The following is a 20,732-nucleotide window of genomic DNA, read 5'->3' on the forward strand; positions in this document are numbered from 1 at the left end:
CAACCGCCGATTTGGCTAAGGCTCCGCGAACGAGGGGCGCGAACGCGCAGGCGTGTGGGGGAGGCCTTGGCGGAAGGCGGCGGGGAAAGAGCGGGAGGCTTGCGTCGTCGCGCCGCCGCGCGTCGCCGCGTCGCGCTGTGCTGCGCCGCGCTGATCGCCTCGCCGCTCGCGGCGCAGAAGCAGGTGCCCGCCGGCGCGATCGGCCCCGCGCAGCCGCCGCAGGCGATCGATCCCGCGAACGATCCGAGTTTCGACGCGGTGCTGCCCCCGCTCGATCAGGTGCAGGCGCCGCCCGCCGCGCCAGCTGTCGCCGCCACCGCGTCCACGCCGGCGGACGCGATCGCGCCGCCGCCCCCCGCCGATCCGGCGCTGACCGCCCCGCTGCCGTCGCTCGCCGGCTTTGATCCCACGCCCGACATCGGCAAGGCCGCCGTGCCTTCCAAGGACGAGGCGCGGATCCGCTACACGGTGACGCTGGAGGGGCTGAAGGAGATCGGCCTGGCCGCCGACTTCAAGGCCTCCTCCGCGCTAGACAAGGGCCAGAAGGCCGCCAACGCGGCGCAGGTGCAGGCGCGCGCCGTCGAGGATGTCGGCCTCGCCGAGAAGCTTATGCGCGCGCAGGGCTATTACGATGCCCAAGCGAGCTTCACCGCGCTGCCGGTTGCGGACCGGGCGAGCGAATATGCCGTCACGATCACCGCCACTCCGGGCATGCGCTACGATTTTACCGCCATCGCGATCACCGGCGCCGCGCCCGAGCCGACGCGCATCGCGCGCGATGCGCTGGCGCTCAAGGTCGGCGATCCAATCGTCGCGACGCAGGTGCTCGCCGCCGAGGCCAATGTAGGCCTCGTGCTGCCGCAACAGGGCTATCCCTTCGCCAAGACGGGCGATCGCGACATCGTGCTCGACGACGCCGTCCACGGCGGCGACTATACGCTGCCGCTCGATGCCGGGCCGCGTTCCATCTTCGGGGGCTTGCGCACGGAGGGGGACGATATCTTCCGCCTCGACCACCTCGCCGTCTTCCCACGCTTCGAGCGCGGCGAGCTGTACGACCAGCGCGGCGTCGAGGATCTCCGCCAGGCGTTGGTCGCCACCAGCCTGTTCTCGTCGGTGGCGGTGCAGCCGGTGGACAGCGGCGCCAAGGACGCGGCAGGCAACGCGATCGTCGATCTGATGGTCACGCAGCACAAGGGACCGTGGCGCGTGTTGTCGGGCTCGGCGGGCTACGGCACCGGCGAGGGCGCGAAGGTCGAGGCGGCTTGGACCAACCGCAACCTCTTCCCGCCCGAAGGCGCGCTGACCGTCAGCGCGATCGGCGGCACCAACCAGCAGGGCGCCAACGTCGCCTTCGTGCGCTCCAACGCCGGCCAGCGCGACCGCACCTTCACGATCTCGGGCGGGTTCAACCGTTCGGACTACGACGCCTACCAGGCCAACACGCTCAACCTCGACGTGGTACTGGCGCGGCAGTCCACTCCGATCTGGCAGAAGCGCTGGACCTGGTCGGTTGGCGTATCGGTCATCGGCACCAACGAGCAGGGCGCGGCGCTGACGCTGGACGGCGACCGCCCGCGCCGCAACTACCTGATCGGCGCGATCCCGCTGCAGGGCGGCTACGACAGCTCGGACGACCTGCTGAACCCGACCAAGGGGTTGCGCGCCAACCTGAAGATCAGCCCGGAGACGTCGCTGCAGTCCGGCCTGCACGGCTATGCTCGCGTGGAGGCCAATGTCGCCAAGTACCAACCGATCGGCAAGTCGATCGTGCTCGCGGCCCGCGTGCGCGTCGGCTCGATCCTAGGCGTGAGCCTGGACGACATCGCGCCGTCGCGTCGGCTGTACTCGGGCGGTGGCGGATCGGTGCGCGGCTACGGCTTCCAGAAGATCGGGCCGCAGGACGTGCAGGACAATCCGATCGGCGGCCGCACCGTCACCGAGTTTGGCGCGGAGCTGCGCTACCGCTTCGGGAATTTCGGCATCGTGCCGTTCCTGGATGCCGGCCGCATCGGGCTCGGATCGACGCCCGGCATCGGCGGCCTGCAATACGGCGCCGGCATCGGTGGCCGCTACTACACCAATTTCGGGCCGCTCCGGCTCGATGTCGGCACGCCGCTCAACCGGCGGGCGGGGCAGAGCCGGATCGGCGTGTACCTCTCGATTGGGCAGGCCTTCTGATGGCGGCGCGGATCGCGAAGTGGGTAGGCGTCGTCCTCGGCGTGCTGGTCGCGCTGGTGCTGGCGCTGCTGCTGTTCCTGAACACCGGGCTGGGCAAGCGCTTCATCGGCGGGCAGCTTGCCGGGTATACCACCGCGTCCGGCATCAACGTCCGCGTCCACGACGTCGAGGGCTCGATCTACTCGCGGTTCACGCTGCACGGGCTGGAGGTTCGCGATCCGAAGGGCGTGTTCCTGTCGGCGCCGGCGGTGACGATCGACTGGCATCCGCTCGCCTACGTCCGTTCGCACATCGATCTGCGCGAGGTGCTGGCGCACGAGATCGTGCTCCACCGCCTGCCCGAGCTGAAGCCCGTGCCGAGCGACCCGAACGCGCCGACCATCCCCGATATCGACCTGACGCTGGGCCACCTCAAGGTCGATCGTTTCGTGGTGGAGCCGGCGGTGGACGGCAGGCGCCACATCGTCTCGGCGGAGGGATCGACGACGATCGCCGATCGCCGCGCGCAGATCGCGCTGGACGCGGGCGCGGTGGTGGCACCGGGCGTCGCGGGCGGCGATCGCCTGCACCTGAAGCTCGACGCCGTGCCCGACGCCAACCGGCTGCTGCTCGACCTCAAGCTCGCCGCGCCGGCGGGCGGGCTGGTGGACGGCTACGCGCATCTCGGCCGCCCGCTGGCGCTGTCGGTGGGCGGCAAGGGCGATTGGGCGGCGTGGAACGGGGTGCTCTCGGGCACGCTGGGCGGCGCACCGCTCTCCGACGTGACGCTCACGGGGCGGAGCGGCACCTTCCGCGCGCTGGGCAGCCTCCAGCCCGGCATCATGCTCACCGGGCCGGCGGCGCGGCTGGTGGAGCCGACGATCGCACTGGATGCCACCGCCACGCTCGACAAGCGGCGCGCCGACACGCGGCTCAAGCTGCGCTCGGCGTCGCTGGCGGTGGACGCGGCGGGCCTGCTCGATTTCGCGGAGAGCCGGTTCGGCAATTTCCGCGTCAATGCGGCGCTGCTCAAGCCCGGCACGATCGCCGCCAACCTGTCCGGTCGCAACGTGAAGGCGGCGCTGGTGCTCGACGGCGCCTTCGCGCGGCCGGTGATCGACTATCGGCTGAGTGCCGACGCGATCGCGTTCGGTACCACCGGCGTGGAGAAGCTCGCCGCGGCGGGCAAGGCGCGGATTAACACCGACAAGATCATCGTGCCCGTCCACGCGACCGCGCTGCGCGTAACCGGGCTCAACGCGGCGGCGGGCGGGCTCGTCACCCATCTCGCGATCGATGGCGACCTCGCCTATGCCAAAGGCCAGCTCTTCTCCGACAATCTGCGCCTGCGATCGGACAGGATCGATGCCACCGCGCTGATCCTCGCGAACTTCGGCACCGGCACCTATACCGGCGCCTTGAAGGGCCGCGTCAACGACTATGACGTGAACGGCCTCGGGCGCATCAATCTCGTTACCGACGCCAAGCTGGTGCCGACGCCGGGCGGCGGCTTCGGCATCAAGGGCCGGGTGCGGATCGTCACCAAGCGGATCACCAACGCGACGCTGGCGCAGCAGCTCGGCGGCAACGCGGTGATCACTGCCGATGTCGGCTACGATCCCAAAGGCGGCGCCACCGTGCGCAACCTCAGGCTCGCCGCCCCCGATTTCCGCATTACCGGCGGGGAGGCGAGCTACCGCCTGTCGGACGGCGCGATCCGCGCCAGCGCGGTGGGTTCGTCCAAGACGTACGGGCCGTTCTCGTTGATCGCGGCGGGCACGGCGGCCAACCCGCGCGTGGTGCTGAAGGCGGCGCGGCCGGGTGTCGGCATCGGGCTCACCAACCTCGATGCCACGCTCACCGGCACGGCGGCCGGCTACCGCGTGCTGGCGACTGGCGGATCGCAATATGGCGCCTTCGATGCCGACGTGCTGGTGCGCGCCGGCAAGGGGCCGCTGGCGGTGGACGTCAACAGGCTGCTGATCGCGGGCATCACCGTGCGCGGCAGCATCGTGCAGGCGGCGGCGGGGCCGTTTGCGGGCATGCTCACGATCGCCGGCTCCGGCGTCAACGGCCAGGTGCGGCTGGCGGCGGCGGGCAGGAACCAGCAGGCGTTCGTGAACCTGCGCGCGGCCGGCGCGCGGCTGCCGGGGCCGGACGGGCAACCGGTGACGATCGGCTCGGGCCTCGTCAACGCGGTCGTCACGATGCTGCCGGGCGGCCCGTCCGCGCGCGGATCGCTGGCGCTCGTCGATCTCCGCACCGGCGAGACGATCGTGAAGTCCGCCCGCGCCACCTTCGACTATGCCGGCGGACGCGGCCGCGTGGCGCTGACGGCGGCGGGCACGGCGGGCGTGCCGTTCGACGTGGCGGCGCAGGCGGCGATTGCGCCGGATCGCATCCTCGCCAACCTGCGCGGCACCGCGAACGGCCTCGCCTTCCATCTCGCGCGGCCCGCCGTCGCGGCGAAACAGGGTGGCGACTACGTCCTCGCCCCCGCCACGATCGTGCTGCCGCAGGGGAAGGTGACGGTGAACGGACGCTACGGCAGCCGCATCGAGGCGCACGCCAGCATGGCGGGCATGGACATCTCGATCGCGCAGGTGTTCGCGCCGACGCTCGGCATCGGCGGCAAGGCCAGCGGCACCGTCGACTTCTCCGCGCCGAGCGCGTCCGCGATTCCGACCGCGCGCGCGCGAATCGACGTGACCGGCTTCACGCGCACCGGCGCACTCACCGTGTCGCAACCGATCGACGCCGCGCTGCTCGCCACGCTCGATCCGGCGGGTGGTGCGCGGCTCGCGGCGCTGCTGCGCCGGCAGGGCGCCGTGCTCGGCCGCGTGCAGGCGCGTCTCGCGCCGATCCCGGCGGGCGGCGGGACGTGGACGGCGCGGCTGATGCAGGCGCCGCTCTCGGGCGGTATCCGGTACAACGGGCCAGCGGAAGCTTTGTGGTCGTTGACCGGGATCGCCGGGCAGACGGTGTCCGGCCCGCTCGCCGTCGGGGCAGATTTCGGTGGGCGGCTGGACAGCCCCAACCTCACGGGCGTGATCCGCGCCAACCAGCTCCGCTACGAGAACACGACCTACGGCACGACCATCACCGACGTTCGCATCGACGGCCGCTTCACGCAGAGCCAATTCGTGTTGAACGCCTTCCAGGGCAAGGCCGGCGACGGCACGGTCTCGGCGCAGGGCCGCGTCGGCATCGATGCGGCGGGCGGCTTCCCCATCGATATCCGCGCGAAGCTGGATGATGCGCAACTCGCCAACTCCGACGCGGCGGCGGCGCGCGTGTCGGGTTCGATCGCGGTCACCAACTCCAAGGCGGCGGGCGGGCTCGTCAAGGGCGACATCCGCCTCTCCCGGGCCAAGTACCAGATCGCCTATCAGGGCGCGGGCGCGGTGCCCGAGCTCACCGGCATCCGCCGCAAGGGCGCGCCCGCGCCCAAGCCCGTCGCGGGGCCGGCGCCGACCAACTGGAAGCTCGATCTCCACATCCATGCCGACAACCAGATCTTCGTCACCGGCATGGGGCTCGACTCCGAGTGGAAGACCGACATGCGGATCGGCGGCACGACGGGTAAGCCGAGCGTCGTCGGGCGCCTGCAGGTGGTGCGCGGCACGTTCAGCTTCTCCGGCCGCCGCCTGACGCTGGACGACGAGAGCGCAATCACCTTCAACGGCCCGCTCACCGATCCCGAGCTCGCCATCGTTGCCTCGACGACGGTGCAGGCGGTGACGGCGACGATCACCATCGGCGGCCACGCGCAGCGGCCGCAGATCGGCTTCTCATCGACTCCCTCGCTGCCGCAGGACGAGGTGCTGTCGCGGCTGCTGTTCGGATCGTCGGTGACGTCGCTGACGCCGGCGCAGGCGCTCCAGCTCGCCGCCGCGCTCAACTCGCTGCGCAGCCCGGGCGGGGGCGGGGGCTTCAACCCGCTCGGCAAGCTCAAAGGAGCGGCGGGGCTCGCCAACCTGTCGGTGCTGGGCGCCGATCAGCAGAGCGGGCGCGGCACCGCGTTGTCGGCGGGCAAGTACATCTCCAACAACATTTACGTGCAGGTCATCACCGATGCGAAGGGCTTTACCCAGACGCAGCTCACCATCGGGCTCTCCAAGGCGCTGAGCCTGCTCAGCCAGGCGGGCGGCTATCTCGGGCCGAGCGTCTCGCTGCGCTACTCGAAGCAATATTAGCTCATCGCAGCCGCACCTCCGCCCACACCGGCAGGTGATCGGAGGCGCGCGCCGCGAGCGGGCTGCGGTGGGTTCCGGCATCAATCACGGCAAGGTCGGGCGTCGTCATGATCCGGTCGAGACGCGCCACCGGACGGCGCGCGTGGAAGCTCGGCGGGGTGGCTGCGAAGTGGAAGGCGCGCGCGAAATCGCGCAGGCAGCCGCCGCCCAGGCTCCACTCGTTGAGATCTCCGGTCAGCACCGTCGGCAGGCGCTCGGCGCAATCCTCGACATGCCCGATCACCGCGCGGGCCTGCCGCCGCCGCCATAGCCCCGAGAGATCGAGGTGCATGCCCACCAGCCGCAGCGCCACGCCCCGAACGCGCACCTCCGCCATGACGGCGCCGCGCGGCTCCAGCACCGGCAGCGGCCACACGCGGCACGACAGGATCTCGGCGTCGCGGCGGACGAGGATGGCGTTGCCATGCCAGCCAAGCCCGCCGGGTCGGATGTCGAACGGCACCGGCTGCCATCCCCCTTGGGCAATCAGCTCGAACGGCAGCGCGGTCTGTCGCGCGCCGAGCCGACGGTCCGCCTCCTGCAGCAGCACGACGTCGGCGGAGAGTTCGGCCAGCACCGCGAGGATGCGCTCGGGCCGACGCAGCCGGTCGGTGCCCATGGCCTTGCGGATATTGTAGCTGGCAATGCGGACGTGGCCGGCATCGCGGGCGGGGTGCATCACCGCCTATGCTCGCGCGCGCGAAGCCACAGCCAGGACAGCCCCGCTACCGCGGCGCCGCCGGCGAGCAGCATCAGCGCGCCGTTGTCGCCCGCCGTCCGCGTCACCGCCATAGCGCCGCGCCGGTAGAGGTCGCGCCCGGTATCGAACGCGCCGCGCGCGGCCTCCGGCACATCGTCGAGGGCGTCGCGCACGCCGTCCGCCAGCTTGGCGCGTAAACGGCGGTCGCTAAGGCTACGATCGTCGGTCATGCGCGTTGTGTCTCCCGTCCGTCACGGGGCCGAACGCCCGATCGGACGCTTCGTTCTGGGCCGGGAGAGACAGTCATGCGAGCGTGGATGGCCGCGGCGGTGGGCGCGATGCTGACGGCACCGGCGCTGGCTGCCCCGCCGGTAATGCCCAACGCCTTCAACGATCGCCTCGCGCGCCTGTCGCCGACCGATCGCTTGGGCGCGCTTCGGCGCGCCGTCACCAGCGGTGACAAGCGATGCGGCCGGCTCGACGCGGGCGACTATCGCGGGCCGTGGGGGAACCTGCGGGTGTGGCAGGTGCACTGCACGCCGGGCGGCGACTACAATGTGTTCGTGGGCCCGGCCGGCGAGATCCAGGTGCGGAGTTGCGCCGAGCTAAAGGGGCTCGACTTCATGCAATGCGCGCAGCGGCGGCCGAAGCGGTGATCGACATTGCCATCGTCGGTGCCGGCGCCGCCGGCGTGGCTGCGGCGCGCTCGCTTGCACGCGACGGGCGGCGGGTGGCGCTGTTAGAGGCGTCGCAGCGGATCGGCGGCCGTGCGCGGACGGAAGCGGTGGCGGGCATGGCGCTCGATCTCGGCTGCGGCTGGCTGCACTCGGCCGAGCGCAACGCGTGGACGCGGATCGCGGAGGAGGCGGGCTATACCGTCGATCGCACGGCCGCCGCCTGGGGCCGGCAATGGCGCGACCTCGGCTTCTCCGCCGCCGATCGCGCCGAGGCGGAGCGCGCGCGCGAGGAGTTCGCGGAGCGGGTGGCGGGGCTGACGCGATCGGACCGTGCCGCCGACGCGCTAGAGCCCGGCGGCCGGTGGAACCCGTGGCTTCAGGCGATCAGCGGCTACGTCAACGGCGCCGCGCTGGAACATGTGTCGGCCGCCGACTACCTCGCCTACGATCGCGCCGCGAGCGACTGCAACTGGCGGGTGCGCGAGGGCTATGGCGCGCTTGTCGCCGCGTCCCTGCCGGCGACCACCGAGACGCATCTCGCCACCCCCGTGACGTCGCTGGCGCTCACGCGCGTTGGCGTCGCGCTCGCCACTCCGCGCGGCACCGTCGAAGCGCGGACGGCGATCGTGACGGTGTCGAGCACGGTGCTGGCGGACGAGCGCCTCCGCCTGCCGCCACAAGCCGCCGATCACGTCGAGGCCGCGGCCCGGCTGCCGCTCGGCGTCGCCGACAAGCTGTTCCTGGCGATCGACGATCCGGCGATGTTCGAGCGCGAGACGCACCTGCTCGGCGATCCGCACGACGCGAACACCGGCAGCTACACGATCATGCCGATGGGGCGCCCGGTGATCGAGACCTTCTTCGGCGGCCCCGGCGCCGAGGCGCTGGAGCGAGAAGGAGCGGCTGCGGCCCAAGCCTTCGCGCTCGACGAACTGGCGGCGCTGCTCGGCAGTGGCGTGCGCCGCGTCCTGCGCCCGATCGCGGCGAGCGCATGGCGGCGGGCGGATCATGTCGGCGGCTCCTACAGCCACGCGCTGCCGGGCCACGCGGCGGCGCGGGCCGTGCTGGCGGCGCCCGCCGAAGATCGCCTCTTCTTCGCGGGCGAGGCGACGCACCCAACCGACTACTCGACCGCGCACGGCGCCCACGACAGCGGCGTGCGCGCAGCGGCGGAGGCGCAGGCCGCGCTAGGCGGGGATCGCCGCCACCGGCAGCAGTCCGCTTCGTAGCAGCACCGACAGCAGGCAGGCGCCGGTCGTGGCGGCGATCGTCGCGCGCAGGCGGCGGCGATCGACGTCCTCGCACGCCCCCAGCATCGCTGCCGCCAGCATCGTCGCCGCCATCAGCCACAGGTGGTAGCGCAGGTCCGACGCGATGCTGACGATCGCGAAGCTCGCCGTCATCAGCGTCGCCGACGCGGCGAGCGCCAGCCCTACGTCGCGCGGCGGCTGACGCGGCGTGGCGGCGAGCGTCCACCAAAGCCCACCGGCGAGCAGCCACCACACAGCCGGTACGCCCGCCGGCGTCGCGGCCACGCCGGCGGCGAGCCGCGCCAGCCACGCGGTGAACGCCCGCGCCGGCTCGCCGATCTGGTGCGGATTGGAGAGCGACACGGGCGGCGCGGTCGCCAGCCGCTCGGAGTAGGGCACGGCGACGCGGAGATTGTCGTTGAGGTGCGCGAGCCGGTGCGCGGCCCAGGCCGCCGGGTGCGCGGCGATCATCTCCAGCCACTGGCGTTCGATCGGCGGCGCGTCCTCGTCGCGGTCGAAGGCGAGCGTGGTGGCGATCGCGCCGCACTTGCTCGTGTCGCCCAGCGGATCCCAGTAGAAGGGGGTGTAGCAGCGGACCGCCTCGGCGCGCGCCCATAGCGTCGATGTGAGGCCGGGCAGCGTCGCCAGGCCCGCGCGATGCGCGATCCCCGCCATGTCGAACAGCGGCAGCGTGCGCTCGACATGCGATCGCTCGGCACCGAGCAGGCGGTGGTTGATCGGTCCCGACACGCCGATCCCCGCCATTACCGCGAGCCCGAGCAGCGCCACGCGCGCCGCCGGCCGCCGCGCACCCCATCCGCACAGGCCGAGCGCGAGCGGCGCGACCGCGAATACGGCGTTGGCGCGCAACAGCCACGCATAGGCGACCAGCCCGCCCGCGAGGCCGGTCGCCCACAGCGGCATCCGCCGCCCGCCGAGCCGATACCAGCCGACGATACCCGTCGCCGCCACCAGCGCCCCGATGAGCTGGCAGTCCTTGAGCACGCAGCCCATCCAGTCGGTGACGATCGGGAACAGCCCGCCCGCCAGCACCGCCGCCGCCGACCGCATGGCGCCGCGCCTTGCCAACGCGCCTGCCAGGAGGCCCAACCCCGCCCAATAGAGCCCGAGCTGCACCGCGAGCATCGGCGCCGATCCCGACAACCGTGCCCGCCCGAGCAGCGACCACAGCACCGCCATGATCGGCGGGTGCCAATCGTCGTAGCGCCCGGCGAGCGCCTGCCTGTATTGAACCATCCCATCGTAGGTGATGACGCCCGGCGTCGCCGCGAGGAACAGCGCCATTCCGATCGCGGCGGCGCCAGGCAGGAAGCGCGCGTGGCCGGTCACCCGCATGACCTGGAACCGCCGTCTTCGGACGTCAACCGCGCGGCTTCACGGGCGGGCGATGGCGGGCGACGCTCTAGCCGATCGCCGCCAGCATGAAGGCGAACGCCTCCGCCTGCTCGACGAGCGAGTCCCACCGGCCGGATTTGCCGCCGTGCCCCGCGCCCATGTTGATCTTGAGGAGCAGCGGGTTGTCGTCCGTCTTGGACGCGCGCAGCCGCGCCGCCCACTTCGCGGGCTCCCAGTAGGTGACGCGCGGATCGTTGAGGCCGCCGGTGATCAGCATCGGCGGGTAGGGCTGCGCGCGGACATTGTCGTACGGGCTGTAGGACGCGATCAGGTCGAAGGCGGCGGCGTCCTCGATCGGGTTGCCCCATTCTGGCCACTCGCCGGGCGTCAGCGGCAGCGTCGCGTCCAGCATGGTGTTGAGCACGTCGACGAACGGCACGTCCGCCACGACGGCACCCCACAAAGCGGGATCGGAGTTGGCGACGGCGCCCATCAACTCGCCCCCCGCCGAACCGCCGTTGATCGCGATGTGGCCCTCGCCCGTCCAGCCCTGCGCCACGAGGCCGCGCGCGACGTCGACGAAGTCGTTGAAGGCGTTCTGGCGGTGCACCGTCTTGCCGTCGAGATACCAGCGATAGCCGAGATCGTCGCCGCCCCGGATATGCGCGATCGCGCACGCCCAGCCGCGATCCAGCAGGCTCAGCCGCCCGCCCGAGAAGCCCGGCGGGATGGCGATGCCGTAGGCGCCGTAGCCGTAGAGGAAGAGCTTGCCGGTGCCGTCGCGCGGATAATCCGCCGGGTAGACGATCGAGACGGGCACCTGCGCACCATCCCGCGCCGTGACGGTCAGCCGCTCGGTGGCGTAGCGCGTGGGATCGTAGCCGGACGGTATCGCGCGCACCTTCCGCGTCGTCAGCGTGCGCGCGTCGGGATCATAGTCGAAGACCGTGTCGGGCGTCACCATCGAGGCGTAGCCGATGCGGTAATCGGGCGTGTCGGACTCGGGATTCGTGCCGAGCGCGGCGGTGTAGCTCGCCTCCGGAAAGGCGACGCGATGCTCGGCGCCGTCATAGCCGCGCAGGCGGATCTGATCGAGGCCGGCGACGCGCTCCTCGATCGCGAGGTGGCGCACGAAGCTGGAGACGCCGCGCAGATACACCTCGTCGGAGCCCGCGATCACCGGCTCCCAGGTCTCCGGCGTCTGCGGGTCGGCGGAGGCGAGGCGGAAGTTGACGTGGTCGTCGTTGGTGAGGATCCATAATCTGCCGTGTGCGGCGTCGACCGAATATTGCCGCTTCGTCACCCGGCGGGAGACGAGCAGCGGCTCGATGCCCGGGTCGGCGGCGGGGATCAGTCGCACCTCGCTCGTCTCGTGATCGTTGGTGCCGACGACGATCCACGCGCGATCGGTGGTGCGCGAGACGCCGACGTTGAAGCCTTCGTCCTCGATCTCCTCGTAGAGCATCGCGTCGCCGGCCGGATCGTCGCCCAGCCGGTGCAGCCGGGCGCGGTAAGTGCGCCACTTGTCGTTGACCTCGGAGTAGGCGATCGCGTCTGAACTCGCGAACCAAGCGATGGCGCCGTTGGCGATGGCGGTGACGGTCTCGACGTCCGCGCCGGTCGCGAGGTCGCGGATGCGCAACGTAAAGCGCTCGGCGCCGCTCGTGTCCGCCGACCAGGCGGCAAGGCGGCCGTCGGGGCTGATCGCCAGCGCGCCGAGCCGAAAATAGACGTGGCCCGCCGCCTCCGCCGCTTCGTCGACGATGACCTCGTCGTTGCCGCCGCCGTCGGCGCGCCTGCGCCACCAGCAGCGATACTGCGCGCCCGGAGCGAACGCCCACCAGTACAGCCACTCGCCGTCGCGGCGCGGCACCGAGGCATCGTCGTCCTGGATGCGGCCCTTCATCTCGGCGAACAGCGCGTCGACGGTGGGCCGCAGCGGCGCCATCGCTGTCTCGAAATAGGCGTTCTCGGCGGCGAGATAGCCGAGCACGTCGGGATCCTCGACGGTCGGGTAGCCGGGATCGCGCAGCCACGCATAGTCGTCGGTGACGGTGCGGCCGTGGTGCGTGACGGCGTGCGGCCGGCGCTCGGCGACGGGGGGCGGGGGAAGCGTGGCGGGATCGATCATGGCGGCTCTCTACGCCGGCCTCACCCCGCGTCCATCCCCAGCATCCACTCGGCGAGGCGGACGGCGGCGACGCGGCCGCTCGGCGCCTTTCCCTCCACCTCGGCGCGATGGATCATGATCCAGCGCAGGCACTCGGCGCGGCTGGCGAAGGCGGGAAACTGTCGCAGCGCCGGCCGCCGCGTGACCGCGTCGATCAGGAAGCGTCGCACCGGCGCGCCACCGGCGCGCGTGGGCATCGTCACCGCCGGCACCCAGTAGGCGAGGTCGGGACGAAGCACGGCAAGGTCGGTGACGATCAGCATGGACGCTTCCCTGAAGGCTGTAGGACGGTGCGGCTGATCCGGATCAGGCCCGGTGCATTACCCGGCTATGAGTGATCGGAGGCGATGATCGACGATGCCGCTGCTGATCTAAACCGCCAGTGACAGGACGGTATAGGCCATCACCGCGGTCGCTACTGCCGCGTTGAGGCTGTCCGCCTTGCCGCGCATCGGCAGCTTCACGCGTAGGTCGCACGCATCCTCATATTCGGCCGGCAATCCCCTGGCCTCGTTGCCGACAAGGAGGAAGGTGGGGGCGGGATAGGTGGGCTCGCGATAGTCGATCTCCGTGCGCAGGCTGAGCGCGACCAGCGTGCCGGGGCCGGCGCGCAGCCAGCCGATGAACTCCGCCCAGGATGCGCGCGCGATCGCCTGCGTGAACACGGCGCCCATCGAGGCGCGCACCGCCTCCAGAGAGAAGGGATCGACGCACTCGTCCACCAGGATCAGCCCGCCCGCGCCCACCGCGTCGCCGGTGCGCAGCATGGTGCCGAGATTGCCGGGATCGCGTAGCGCCTGCGCCACCAGCCAGATGCCCGACGCACCGCGATCGAGCGCGGCGAGATCGGTTTCGAACTCGTCGTAGACGCCGAGCACCGTCTGCGGGTTGTCCTTGCCCGAGAGCTTGCCGAGAATGTCCGCCGTCGTCTCGACCGCCTCGCCGCCAGCCGCCTCGCAGGCATTTGCGATCCGACGGAGCAACGGATGGTCCCGCATCTCGCGGGCATGGAAGATGTAGCGGGGGAGGCGTCCTGCCTCCTCCGCCTCCGCAACGATGCGCAGCCCCTCGGCGAGGAACAGTCCTTCCTCGCGGCGGTGCCGCTTCTCGCGCAACGCGCGGACCCGCTTCACCAGCGGGTTGGAATAGGCGGTGATCTCGCGGGGCATGACAGACGGCGGGGCGTCAATCCTCGCCGAAGCGATCCTCGACGAGGGCCACGAGCAGCCTCAGCGCCTCCTCGGCATTGTCGCCGGACGCGCTGATCGTGACGTGATCGCCCATCGCGGCGCCGAGCATCATCAGCCCCATGATCGACGTGCCGGCCACCGACGAGCCGTCCTTCTCCACCGCGATCTCGGCGTCCTGCGCGGAGGCGAGCGTCACGAACTTGGCGGACGCGCGCGCGTGGAGGCCGCGCTTGTTGGCGATCAGCACCGTCTTTGTCAGGGGCTCGCGGCTGACCGGCGCCGCGCTCACGCCGCCGCCTCGCCCAGCACTTCGGAGGCGACCGAGATATATTTCCGTCCCGCATCGCGTGCGGCGGCCACGGCGGCCTTGATCTTCATCGTGCGGCGCGCCGACGACAGGCGGATCAGCATCGGCAGGTTGACGCCCGCGATCACCTCCACCCGCTCGGGCTTCATCAGGGATATGGCGAGATTTGACGGCGTGCCGCCGAACAGATCGGTGAGGATGATCGCGCCGGTACCGCGATCGACGGCGGCGACGGCTGCGGCGATGTCGTCGCGGCGCGCCTCCATAGCGTCGTCCGGCCCGATGCAGATCGACGCGATCGCCTCCTGCCGGCCGACGACATGCTCCATCGCGGTCACGAACTCCTCGGCCAGTCGGCCATGCGTCACCAGCACCAGACCGATCATTCCACTACCCGCTATCCGCTTCCAGCGATCGGCATCCCGTCACCCCCGTGCGTTACGTCCCGTACGTGCAGGGCGAGATCGCGATGGACGATGGTGGGCGAAAAGCCGCGCTCGCGCAACCGCGCGGCGATCGTTTCGGCGATGTGGACCGAGCGGTGTTTCCCTCCGGTACAGCCGAACGCGACGGTGACGTAGCTCTTTCCCTCGCCCTCGTAGCGCGGCAGCAACAAGCCGAGCAGCTCCTCGATGCGCGTCAGCGATTCGGCGTAGGCGGGATCGCCGGCGACATAGGCGGCCACCGCCGGATCGAGCCCGGTCCGGGGCCTCAGCGCCGGCACCCAGTGCGGATTGCGCAGGAAGCGCATGTCGAAGACGAGGTCGGCGTTCCTCGGTACACTCCGCGAGTAGCCGAAGGACAGGATGGTCAGCGTCGTGCCGGCCTGTCCCGCCGCGAACAGCGCGCGGATCTGCTGCTGGAGCAGGTTGGCGCTGCTGTCGGTCGTATCGATCAGGTGATCCGCGGCGCGGCGCACCGGATCGAGCAGCTCGCGTTCCCGCGCGATGCCGTCCTCGGCGGGCCGGTCCGGCGCCAGCGGGTGGCGGCGGCGTGTCTCCGAATAGCGGCGCTGGAGCTCGGCGCCGGCGCAGTCGAGGAAGAGGATGTCGGCGTCGGCGCCCTCGTCACGCAGCCGGCGCACGCGCTCGGCGATCGCCTGCGGATCGAAGCCGCGCGTGCGGCTGTCGATGCCCATGGCGAACGGCCGGTCGTCACCGCCCGCCGGTGCCGCGGGTGCGTCGAGCAGCCGGTTGAGCAGGGTGAGCGGGAGGTTGTCGACGACCTCCCAGCCGGCATCTTCCAGCGTCTTGAGCGCGGTCGACTTGCCGGCGCCCGAGAGGCCGGTGACGAGCAGGACGCGCCGCTCGGTCATGCCGGCAACGCCTTCAGCATCCACTCGACCTTGATCGGCGCGGACGGCTCCAGCGCCGCGACGCGGCCCGCCGGCAGCACGACGCCCGCCACCATGCGCGTCTCGGGCTCGGGCAGGCGCGGCGGCGCGACGTCGCAGGCGACGACCAGCGCCACCTCCGCGCCGATCTCGTACGGCATCGACAGGATGCCGACCCCGCGAACCTCGATGCGGCCGGCGATGGTGGCCGGCGCGCTCGCCCATAGCCGGCCGTCGCGCGGCTCGACCATGGTGTAGTCGTCGCACACCAGCGTCGCGCCGCGATCGATGAGGCGCAATGCGAGATCGGATTTCCCGCTGCCAGACGGCCCCGCGATCAGGATCGCACGGCCTTCGATCGCGACGCAGGAGGCATGGATGGTCTCCGCCGTCATACCGGTGGCGCCGAGGACAGGGTGACGACGAACTGCGCGCCCTGCCGCCCGTCGGTGCGATCGGTGACGGTGATGCCGCCGTCGTGCCCGTCGGCGATGGCGAGCGCGATGGCGAGGCCTAGCCCGGAGTGGCGGTCGCCGGGCTTCGCCTCCGGCCGGTCGGTGTGGAAGCGGCGAAAGATCGCCGCGCGCTGGTCCATCGGAACCCCCGGCCCCTCGTCCTCGATGGTGAGGCGCACCTTGCCGCCGACCTCGATCGCGGCGATCTCGACGAGGCCGCCGGGCGGCGAGAAGCTGACCGCGTTGTCGAGCAGGTTCGTCACCATGCGTGCCAGCCGGTTGCCGTCGCCGAGCACGACGGCGCTATCCACCAGCGGCCGCGCGAAGGCGACGCGCACGTCGCGGTTCTGCCCGCGCCCCTCGCGATAGGCGAGCAGCGCTTCGATCAGCGGACCAAGATCGATCGCCTCGAACCGCGCGCGCGACAGCTCGCCGTCCAGCCGCGAAACATCGGCGACGTCGGTGACGAGCCGATCCAGCCGCACCACGTCGTCGCGCACGATCCCGATGAGCTGCGCCTGAAGCGCGGGGTCTTCCACCATCGCAAGGCTGTCGACCGCCGAGCGCATGGAGGCGAGCGGATTCTTGAGCTCGTGCGACACGTCGGCGGCGAACGCCTCCACCGCGTCGATGCGCTTGCGAAGCGCGCCCGACATGTCCGACAGTGCGCGGGCGAGCAGCCCGATCTCGTCGCGGCGCGAGGGCAGGCGCGGCACCTGCACCTCGCGCGCGCGGCCGAGGCGGACGCGGTGCGCGGCGATCGCTAGGCGTCGGAGCGGCCGGGCGATGGTGCGCGCGAGATATAGCGAAAGCCCAATCGAGATGGCGAGCACCGCCGCGATCACGACGCCGATGGCGAAGCGCTCGGCGCGCACGATCCGGGTGATGTCGCGGGCATTGTTGGTGGTGAGCAGCACGCCGACTTGCCGCACCGCGAGCGCCGCGGAGATCACCGGCGTGCGATCGGGCGCGACACGGTGCGCGGAGACGACGGTGCCAGGCCGCGCGCGCGCCGCTACCGCCTCCGGCCAGGCGGCGGCGACGTCGCGAGATGGCTCGACGAAAGGATCGAGCGGATCGGTGCCCATCACGCTGTCGAACGTCCGGTCCATGAAGCGCGCGACATGCTTCTTCCACGGCTCGGCGTCGGGATCGTGAAGCTGATAGGTGGCGGGCGAGAGCATCCAGCTGTCCAGCGTGCGCGTCCCCGTCGCCGGATCGTAGATGCGCAGCCGCTCGCCATCCACCGCCGCGATGCGCGCGGCCAGCGTGGCGCGCGCGGCGGCGGGCGCGGCGGCGAGCGCGAGGCCGATCATCTGCACGTCGCTCGTCGCCTGATCGGTGCGTTCCTGGCCGACGCGGCTGCGATAGCTGTCGAGGTAGAAGAAGCTTCCCGCCAGCATCGCCAGCACGAAGATGTTGACCGCCAGGATGCGACTGGTGAGGGACCAGCGCGCCCACCACGCCACGAACGGCCGCTCCTCGGCCGCGCGGGGGCGGGGGAGCCCCATCTCGTCCGCGCGGGCGCGCGATTGGCTGATTTCGTCACTCCTCGGCAAAGCGGTATCCCACCCCGTAGAGCGTCTCGATCGCCTTGAACTCCGGATCGGCGGCGCGGAACTTGCGGCGCAGGCGCTTGATGTGGCTGTCGATCGTGCGATCGTCGACGTAGACATCGTCCTGGTACGCGGTATCCATGAGCTGATCGCGTGACTTCACGAAGCCCGGCCGCTGAGCCAGCGCCTCCAGGATCAGGAACTCGGTGACCGTGAGCACCACGTCGCGGCCGCGCCAGCTCACCTTGTGGCGCGCGGGATCCAGCGCCAGCGAGCCGCGCACCAGTCGATCGGCGGCGGGCGGCTGCGCGTCCGCCGGCGCCGCGCGCGCGTCGCTGCGGCGCAGGATGGCGCGGATGCGCGCGATCAGCAGCCGGATCGAGAAGGGCTTGGCGATGTAATCGTCCGCGCCCATCGCCAGCCCCAGCGCCTCGTCGAGCTCGTCGTCCTTGGAGGTGAGGAAGATCACCGGCACCTGGCTACGCTCGCGCAGGCGGCGCAGCACCTCCATGCCGTCGATGCGCGGCATCTTGATGTCGAGCACGATCAGATCCGGCGGATCGGCCGCGAAGGCGCGCAGCGCCACCTCGCCGTCGGTATAGACGCGCACGCCGAAGCCCTCCGACTGGAGCGCGATCGAAACCGACGTCAGGATGTTGCGATCGTCGTCGACGAGGGCGATCTGCGCGGCCATCTCGCGGCGACGTAGCAGACGCGCCCGCGTCCGCAAACGGACGAGCTATCCTCCGTGCCGCGCTGCCCATAGCCGGAACTGGTCGGGCCAGGCGGCGCCGGGGTTCGCGGCCGGCAGCCCGACGCCGAAGCCGTGGCCGCCCTTCTCCAGCAGATGCGCCTCGATCAGTACGCCCGCGCCGTGGCAGGCGGCCACCCAGGCGATCGAACAGGCCGGGTTGACGATCGGATCGTCGAGCGCGTGGACGAGGAAGCAGGGCGCCGTCTCCTTGCCGATCCGCGTGACCGGCGAACGCTTCGCCACCAGCGCGGCGTCGGGATCGGGGCCGAGCAGGTTCCTGCGCGAGGCGATCTCGGCGCAGGGCGGCTGCAACGTCGTCACCGGGTAGGCGAGGCCCACGAAGGCGGGCTTGGGCGAGGCGCGATCGGCGGCGTCGACGGCCTCGTACAGCGGCTCGTCCCAGCCGGTCGCGAGACTGGCGGCGAGATGGCCGCCCGCCGAGAAGCCGAGCACGCCGACGCGATCGGGCGCGACGCGGAGCGCGCCGGCCTGCGCGCGCGCGACGCGCATGGCGCGGATCGCGTCCTGCACCGGCGCGTCGGTCCGATTGGTCCAGCCTTCCGCCGGCAGGCGGTAGCTGAGCACGAGCACGGTGTAGCCCATCGCGGTCAGCCGCCGCGCCACCGCCGTGCCTTCGTTCTGGACCGACACATAGGCGAAGCCGCCGCCGGGGATCGCCACGATGGCGGCGCCGTTGGGTTCGGCGGCGCGGTAGACCGAGAGCACCGGCGCCGCCACGCCGCGCAGCCGGAACTCGCGCCGGCCGCCGCCGCCCTCTTTCTTGAGCGAGGCCTCGGGCAGCTCCACGGGCAAGCCCGGCGGATCGCCCGGCCACAATCGGATCGTCTCGGTGCCGGCATTGTCCTCGATCGGCGGCGCGGCGGCGATCACGCCCGCGCCGGCGGCCGCCGCGAGCAGCGTGCGGCGGTCGATCGCGCCGAACGGCGCCGCGTCGGTTTTCCGGATCATGCGCGCTGATCGCGCACGCGCCGGCGGGTGGCAAGCCGCGCGGCCCCCGCCTATAGGGAGCCGACGACTCTTGCCCTTCCCCTCCCGCGAAAGCTCGTCGCCCATGGACATCCGCCTCGGCCTCACCTTCGACGACGTGCTGTTGCAGCCCGCCGAGTCCGAGGTGCTGCCGTCGATGGCGGACACGCGCACGCAGGTGACGCGCGAGATCGCGCTCACCATCCCCGTCCTCTCGGCGGCGATGGACACCGTCACGGAGGCCGACATGGCGATCGTGATGGCGCAGCTCGGCGGGCTGGGCGTGCTCCACCGCAACCTGACGGTGGATGAGCAGGCTGCCGCCGTGCGCGCCGTCAAGCGCTACGAATCGGGCATGGTGGTGAACCCGATTACGATCGCGCCCTCCGCCACGCTGGCCGAGGCGCAGGCGCTAATGACGCGGCACCGCATCTCGGGCGTGCCCGTGGTCGAGGCGTCCGGGCGGCTGGTCGGCATCCTCACCAACCGCGACGTGCGCTTCGCCGGCAATCCGAGCCAGCCCGTCTCCGAGCTGATGACCGCGCAGAACCTCGTGACGGTGCCGCTCGGCACCGGGCAGGAGGAGGCGCGCCGCCTGCTCCACCAGCGCCGCATCGAGAAGCTGCTGGTCGTGGACGAGGATTATCGCTGCGTCGGCCTCATCACCGTCAAGGACATCGAGAAAGCCGTCACCTATCCATCCGCCACCAAGGATGGAACCGGGCGGCTTCGCGTGGCGGCGGCGACGACGGTGGGCGATACCGGTTTCGAGCGCACGGAGGCGCTGGTCGACGCCGAGTGCGACCTCATCGTCATAGACACCGCGCACGGCCACAACCGCGACGTCGCGCGCGCCGTCGCGCGGGTCAAGCGGCTCTCCAACCAGGTGCAGGTGGTCGCCGGCAACGTCGCCACGGCGGAGGCGACGCGCGCGCTGATCGACGCGGGCGCGGACGGTGTTAAGGTGGGCATCGGGCCGGGCTCGATCTGCACCACCCGCGTCGTCGCTGGCGTCGGCGTGCCGCAGCTCACCGCGATCATGGACGCGGCGGAGGAGGCGGCGAAATCCGGCGTGCCGGTGATCGGCGACGGCGGCCTTCGCACCAGCGGCGACATCGCCAAGGCGCTTGCGGCGGGCGCGTCCACGGTGATGGTGGGCTCGCTGCTCGCCGGCACGCAGGAGGCGCCGGGCGAGAGCTTCATCTTCCAGGGCCGTGCATACAAATCCTATCGCGGCATGGGCAGCGTGGGCGCGATGGCCAAGGGCTCGGCCGATCGCTATTTCCAGCAGGATATCAAGGATCAGTTGAAGCTCGTGCCCGAAGGCATCGAGGGGCAGGTCGCCTATAAGGGCCCGGCGCGCGACGTCATCCACCAGCTCGTCGGCGGCGTCAAGGCGGCGATGGGCTATACCGGCAGCCACACGCTCACCGAGTTTCGCGAGCGCGCGCGCTTCGTCCGCATCACCAACGCGGGCCTGCAGGAGAGCCACGTCCACGACGTCGCGATCACCCGCGAGGCGCCCAACTATCCGACGCGCTGAGCCAGCTCTCGCGATGATGCCCGTTAGCTCTGAGCTCGTCGAAGGGCCGCTCGGTTCCG

The 20,732-nt window shown here is 71.5% G+C and carries 18 protein-coding genes; 5 read left to right on the forward strand and 13 right to left on the reverse strand.

Annotated elements, in window-relative coordinates; translation table 11 throughout:
* The first annotated feature begins 99 nt into the window (after positions 1 to 99).
* Both ACOFKX_RS01190 and ACOFKX_RS01195 read left to right on the forward strand, forming a co-directional pair.
* Positions 100 to 2,181, forward strand: a complete 2,082-nt coding sequence (locus tag ACOFKX_RS01190) for an autotransporter assembly complex protein TamA (protein ID WP_419825277.1) — start codon at positions 100 to 102, stop codon at positions 2,179 to 2,181.
* Positions 2,181 to 6,356: a translocation/assembly module TamB domain-containing protein gene (locus tag ACOFKX_RS01195; protein ID WP_419825278.1), complete on the forward strand. Its 4,176-nt coding sequence runs from the start codon at positions 2,181 to 2,183 to the stop codon at positions 6,354 to 6,356. The genes ACOFKX_RS01190 and ACOFKX_RS01195 overlap by 1 nt, the downstream gene beginning before the upstream one ends.
* A 1-nt stretch (position 6,357) precedes the next feature.
* Here the strand turns inward: ACOFKX_RS01195 and ACOFKX_RS01200 are convergent, their stop codons facing one another.
* Together ACOFKX_RS01200 and ACOFKX_RS01205 are read right to left on the reverse strand one after the other, a co-directional pair.
* Positions 6,358 to 7,074: an endonuclease/exonuclease/phosphatase family protein gene (locus ACOFKX_RS01200; RefSeq protein ID WP_419825279.1), complete on the reverse strand. Its 717-nt coding sequence runs from the start codon at positions 7,072 to 7,074 to the stop codon at positions 6,358 to 6,360.
* The gene (locus tag ACOFKX_RS01205) at positions 7,074 to 7,325 is read right to left on the reverse strand and encodes a hypothetical protein (protein ID WP_419825280.1); all 252 of its coding nucleotides are present in this window, start codon (positions 7,323 to 7,325) and stop codon (positions 7,074 to 7,076) included. Before ACOFKX_RS01205 ends, ACOFKX_RS01200 begins: the two co-directional genes overlap by 1 nt.
* A gap of 87 nt (positions 7,326 to 7,412) precedes the next feature.
* On the opposite strand from ACOFKX_RS01205, the gene ACOFKX_RS01210 reads away from it, so the two are divergent.
* Together ACOFKX_RS01210 and ACOFKX_RS01215 are read left to right on the forward strand one after the other, a co-directional pair.
* Positions 7,413 to 7,751 (forward strand): hypothetical protein, encoded by a 339-nt coding sequence (locus tag ACOFKX_RS01210; protein ID WP_419825281.1) that lies wholly within the window; start codon positions 7,413 to 7,415, stop codon positions 7,749 to 7,751.
* Entirely contained in the window at positions 7,748 to 9,001 is a 1,254-nt protein-coding gene (locus ACOFKX_RS01215) for a flavin monoamine oxidase family protein (RefSeq protein WP_419825282.1), read from the forward strand. The genes ACOFKX_RS01210 and ACOFKX_RS01215 overlap by 4 nt, the downstream gene beginning before the upstream one ends.
* Here ACOFKX_RS01215 and ACOFKX_RS01220 read toward each other — a convergent pair.
* The 11 genes from ACOFKX_RS01220 to ACOFKX_RS01270 form a co-directional block, all read right to left on the reverse strand.
* Positions 8,960 to 10,372, reverse strand: coding sequence for a hypothetical protein (locus ACOFKX_RS01220; RefSeq protein ID WP_419825283.1), 1,413 nt, complete (start codon positions 10,370 to 10,372; stop codon positions 8,960 to 8,962). The genes ACOFKX_RS01215 and ACOFKX_RS01220 overlap by 42 nt on opposite strands.
* A gap of 73 nt (positions 10,373 to 10,445) precedes the next feature.
* Positions 10,446 to 12,509: a S9 family peptidase gene (locus ACOFKX_RS01225; protein WP_419825284.1), complete on the reverse strand. Its 2,064-nt coding sequence runs from the start codon at positions 12,507 to 12,509 to the stop codon at positions 10,446 to 10,448.
* Between the two features lie 20 nt (positions 12,510 to 12,529).
* Complete coding sequence (locus tag ACOFKX_RS01230) at positions 12,530 to 12,811, reverse strand: hypothetical protein (protein ID WP_419825285.1); 282 nt, start codon at positions 12,809 to 12,811, stop codon at positions 12,530 to 12,532.
* Positions 12,812 to 12,919: 108 nt separating this feature from the next.
* A complete protein-coding gene (locus ACOFKX_RS01235; RefSeq protein WP_419825286.1) occupies positions 12,920 to 13,717 on the reverse strand; it encodes a TrmH family RNA methyltransferase in 798 nt (265 codons plus the stop codon).
* Between the two features lie 16 nt (positions 13,718 to 13,733).
* Entirely contained in the window at positions 13,734 to 14,027 is a 294-nt protein-coding gene (locus ACOFKX_RS01240; protein WP_419825287.1) for an HPr family phosphocarrier protein, read from the reverse strand.
* On the reverse strand, positions 14,024 to 14,431 hold the full coding sequence (locus tag ACOFKX_RS01245; protein ID WP_419825289.1) for a PTS sugar transporter subunit IIA: 408 nt from the start codon (positions 14,429 to 14,431) through the stop codon (positions 14,024 to 14,026). The genes ACOFKX_RS01240 and ACOFKX_RS01245 overlap by 4 nt, the downstream gene beginning before the upstream one ends.
* An 11-nt stretch (positions 14,432 to 14,442) precedes the next feature.
* Entirely contained in the window at positions 14,443 to 15,360 is a 918-nt protein-coding gene (rapZ, locus tag ACOFKX_RS01250; RefSeq protein WP_419825290.1) for an RNase adapter RapZ, read from the reverse strand.
* On the reverse strand, positions 15,357 to 15,773 hold the full coding sequence (locus ACOFKX_RS01255; protein WP_419825291.1) for an HPr kinase/phosphorylase: 417 nt from the start codon (positions 15,771 to 15,773) through the stop codon (positions 15,357 to 15,359). The genes rapZ and ACOFKX_RS01255 overlap by 4 nt, the downstream gene beginning before the upstream one ends.
* Positions 15,770 to 17,344 carry a HAMP domain-containing sensor histidine kinase gene (locus ACOFKX_RS01260; RefSeq protein WP_419825292.1) on the reverse strand — a complete coding sequence of 525 codons (1,575 nt, stop codon included), beginning with the start codon at positions 17,342 to 17,344 and terminating at the stop codon, positions 15,770 to 15,772. Before ACOFKX_RS01260 ends, ACOFKX_RS01255 begins: the two co-directional genes overlap by 4 nt.
* Before the next feature lie 34 nt (positions 17,345 to 17,378).
* On the reverse strand, positions 17,379 to 18,083 hold the full coding sequence (locus ACOFKX_RS01265) for a response regulator transcription factor (RefSeq protein ID WP_419825293.1): 705 nt from the start codon (positions 18,081 to 18,083) through the stop codon (positions 17,379 to 17,381).
* Between the two features lie 45 nt (positions 18,084 to 18,128).
* Entirely contained in the window at positions 18,129 to 19,112 is a 984-nt protein-coding gene (locus ACOFKX_RS01270; protein ID WP_419825294.1) for an alpha/beta hydrolase, read from the reverse strand.
* Positions 19,113 to 19,215: 103 nt separating this feature from the next.
* Here ACOFKX_RS01270 and guaB point away from each other — a divergent pair, with 103 nt between their 5' ends.
* Positions 19,216 to 20,673, forward strand: coding sequence for an IMP dehydrogenase (guaB, locus tag ACOFKX_RS01275; RefSeq protein WP_419825295.1), 1,458 nt, complete (start codon positions 19,216 to 19,218; stop codon positions 20,671 to 20,673).
* The last annotated feature ends 59 nt before the right edge of the window (positions 20,674 to 20,732 follow it).

Source organism: Sphingomonas sp. (assembly GCF_965200105.1).
Taxonomy (GTDB): Bacteria; Pseudomonadota; Alphaproteobacteria; order Sphingomonadales; family Sphingomonadaceae; genus Solisphingomonas.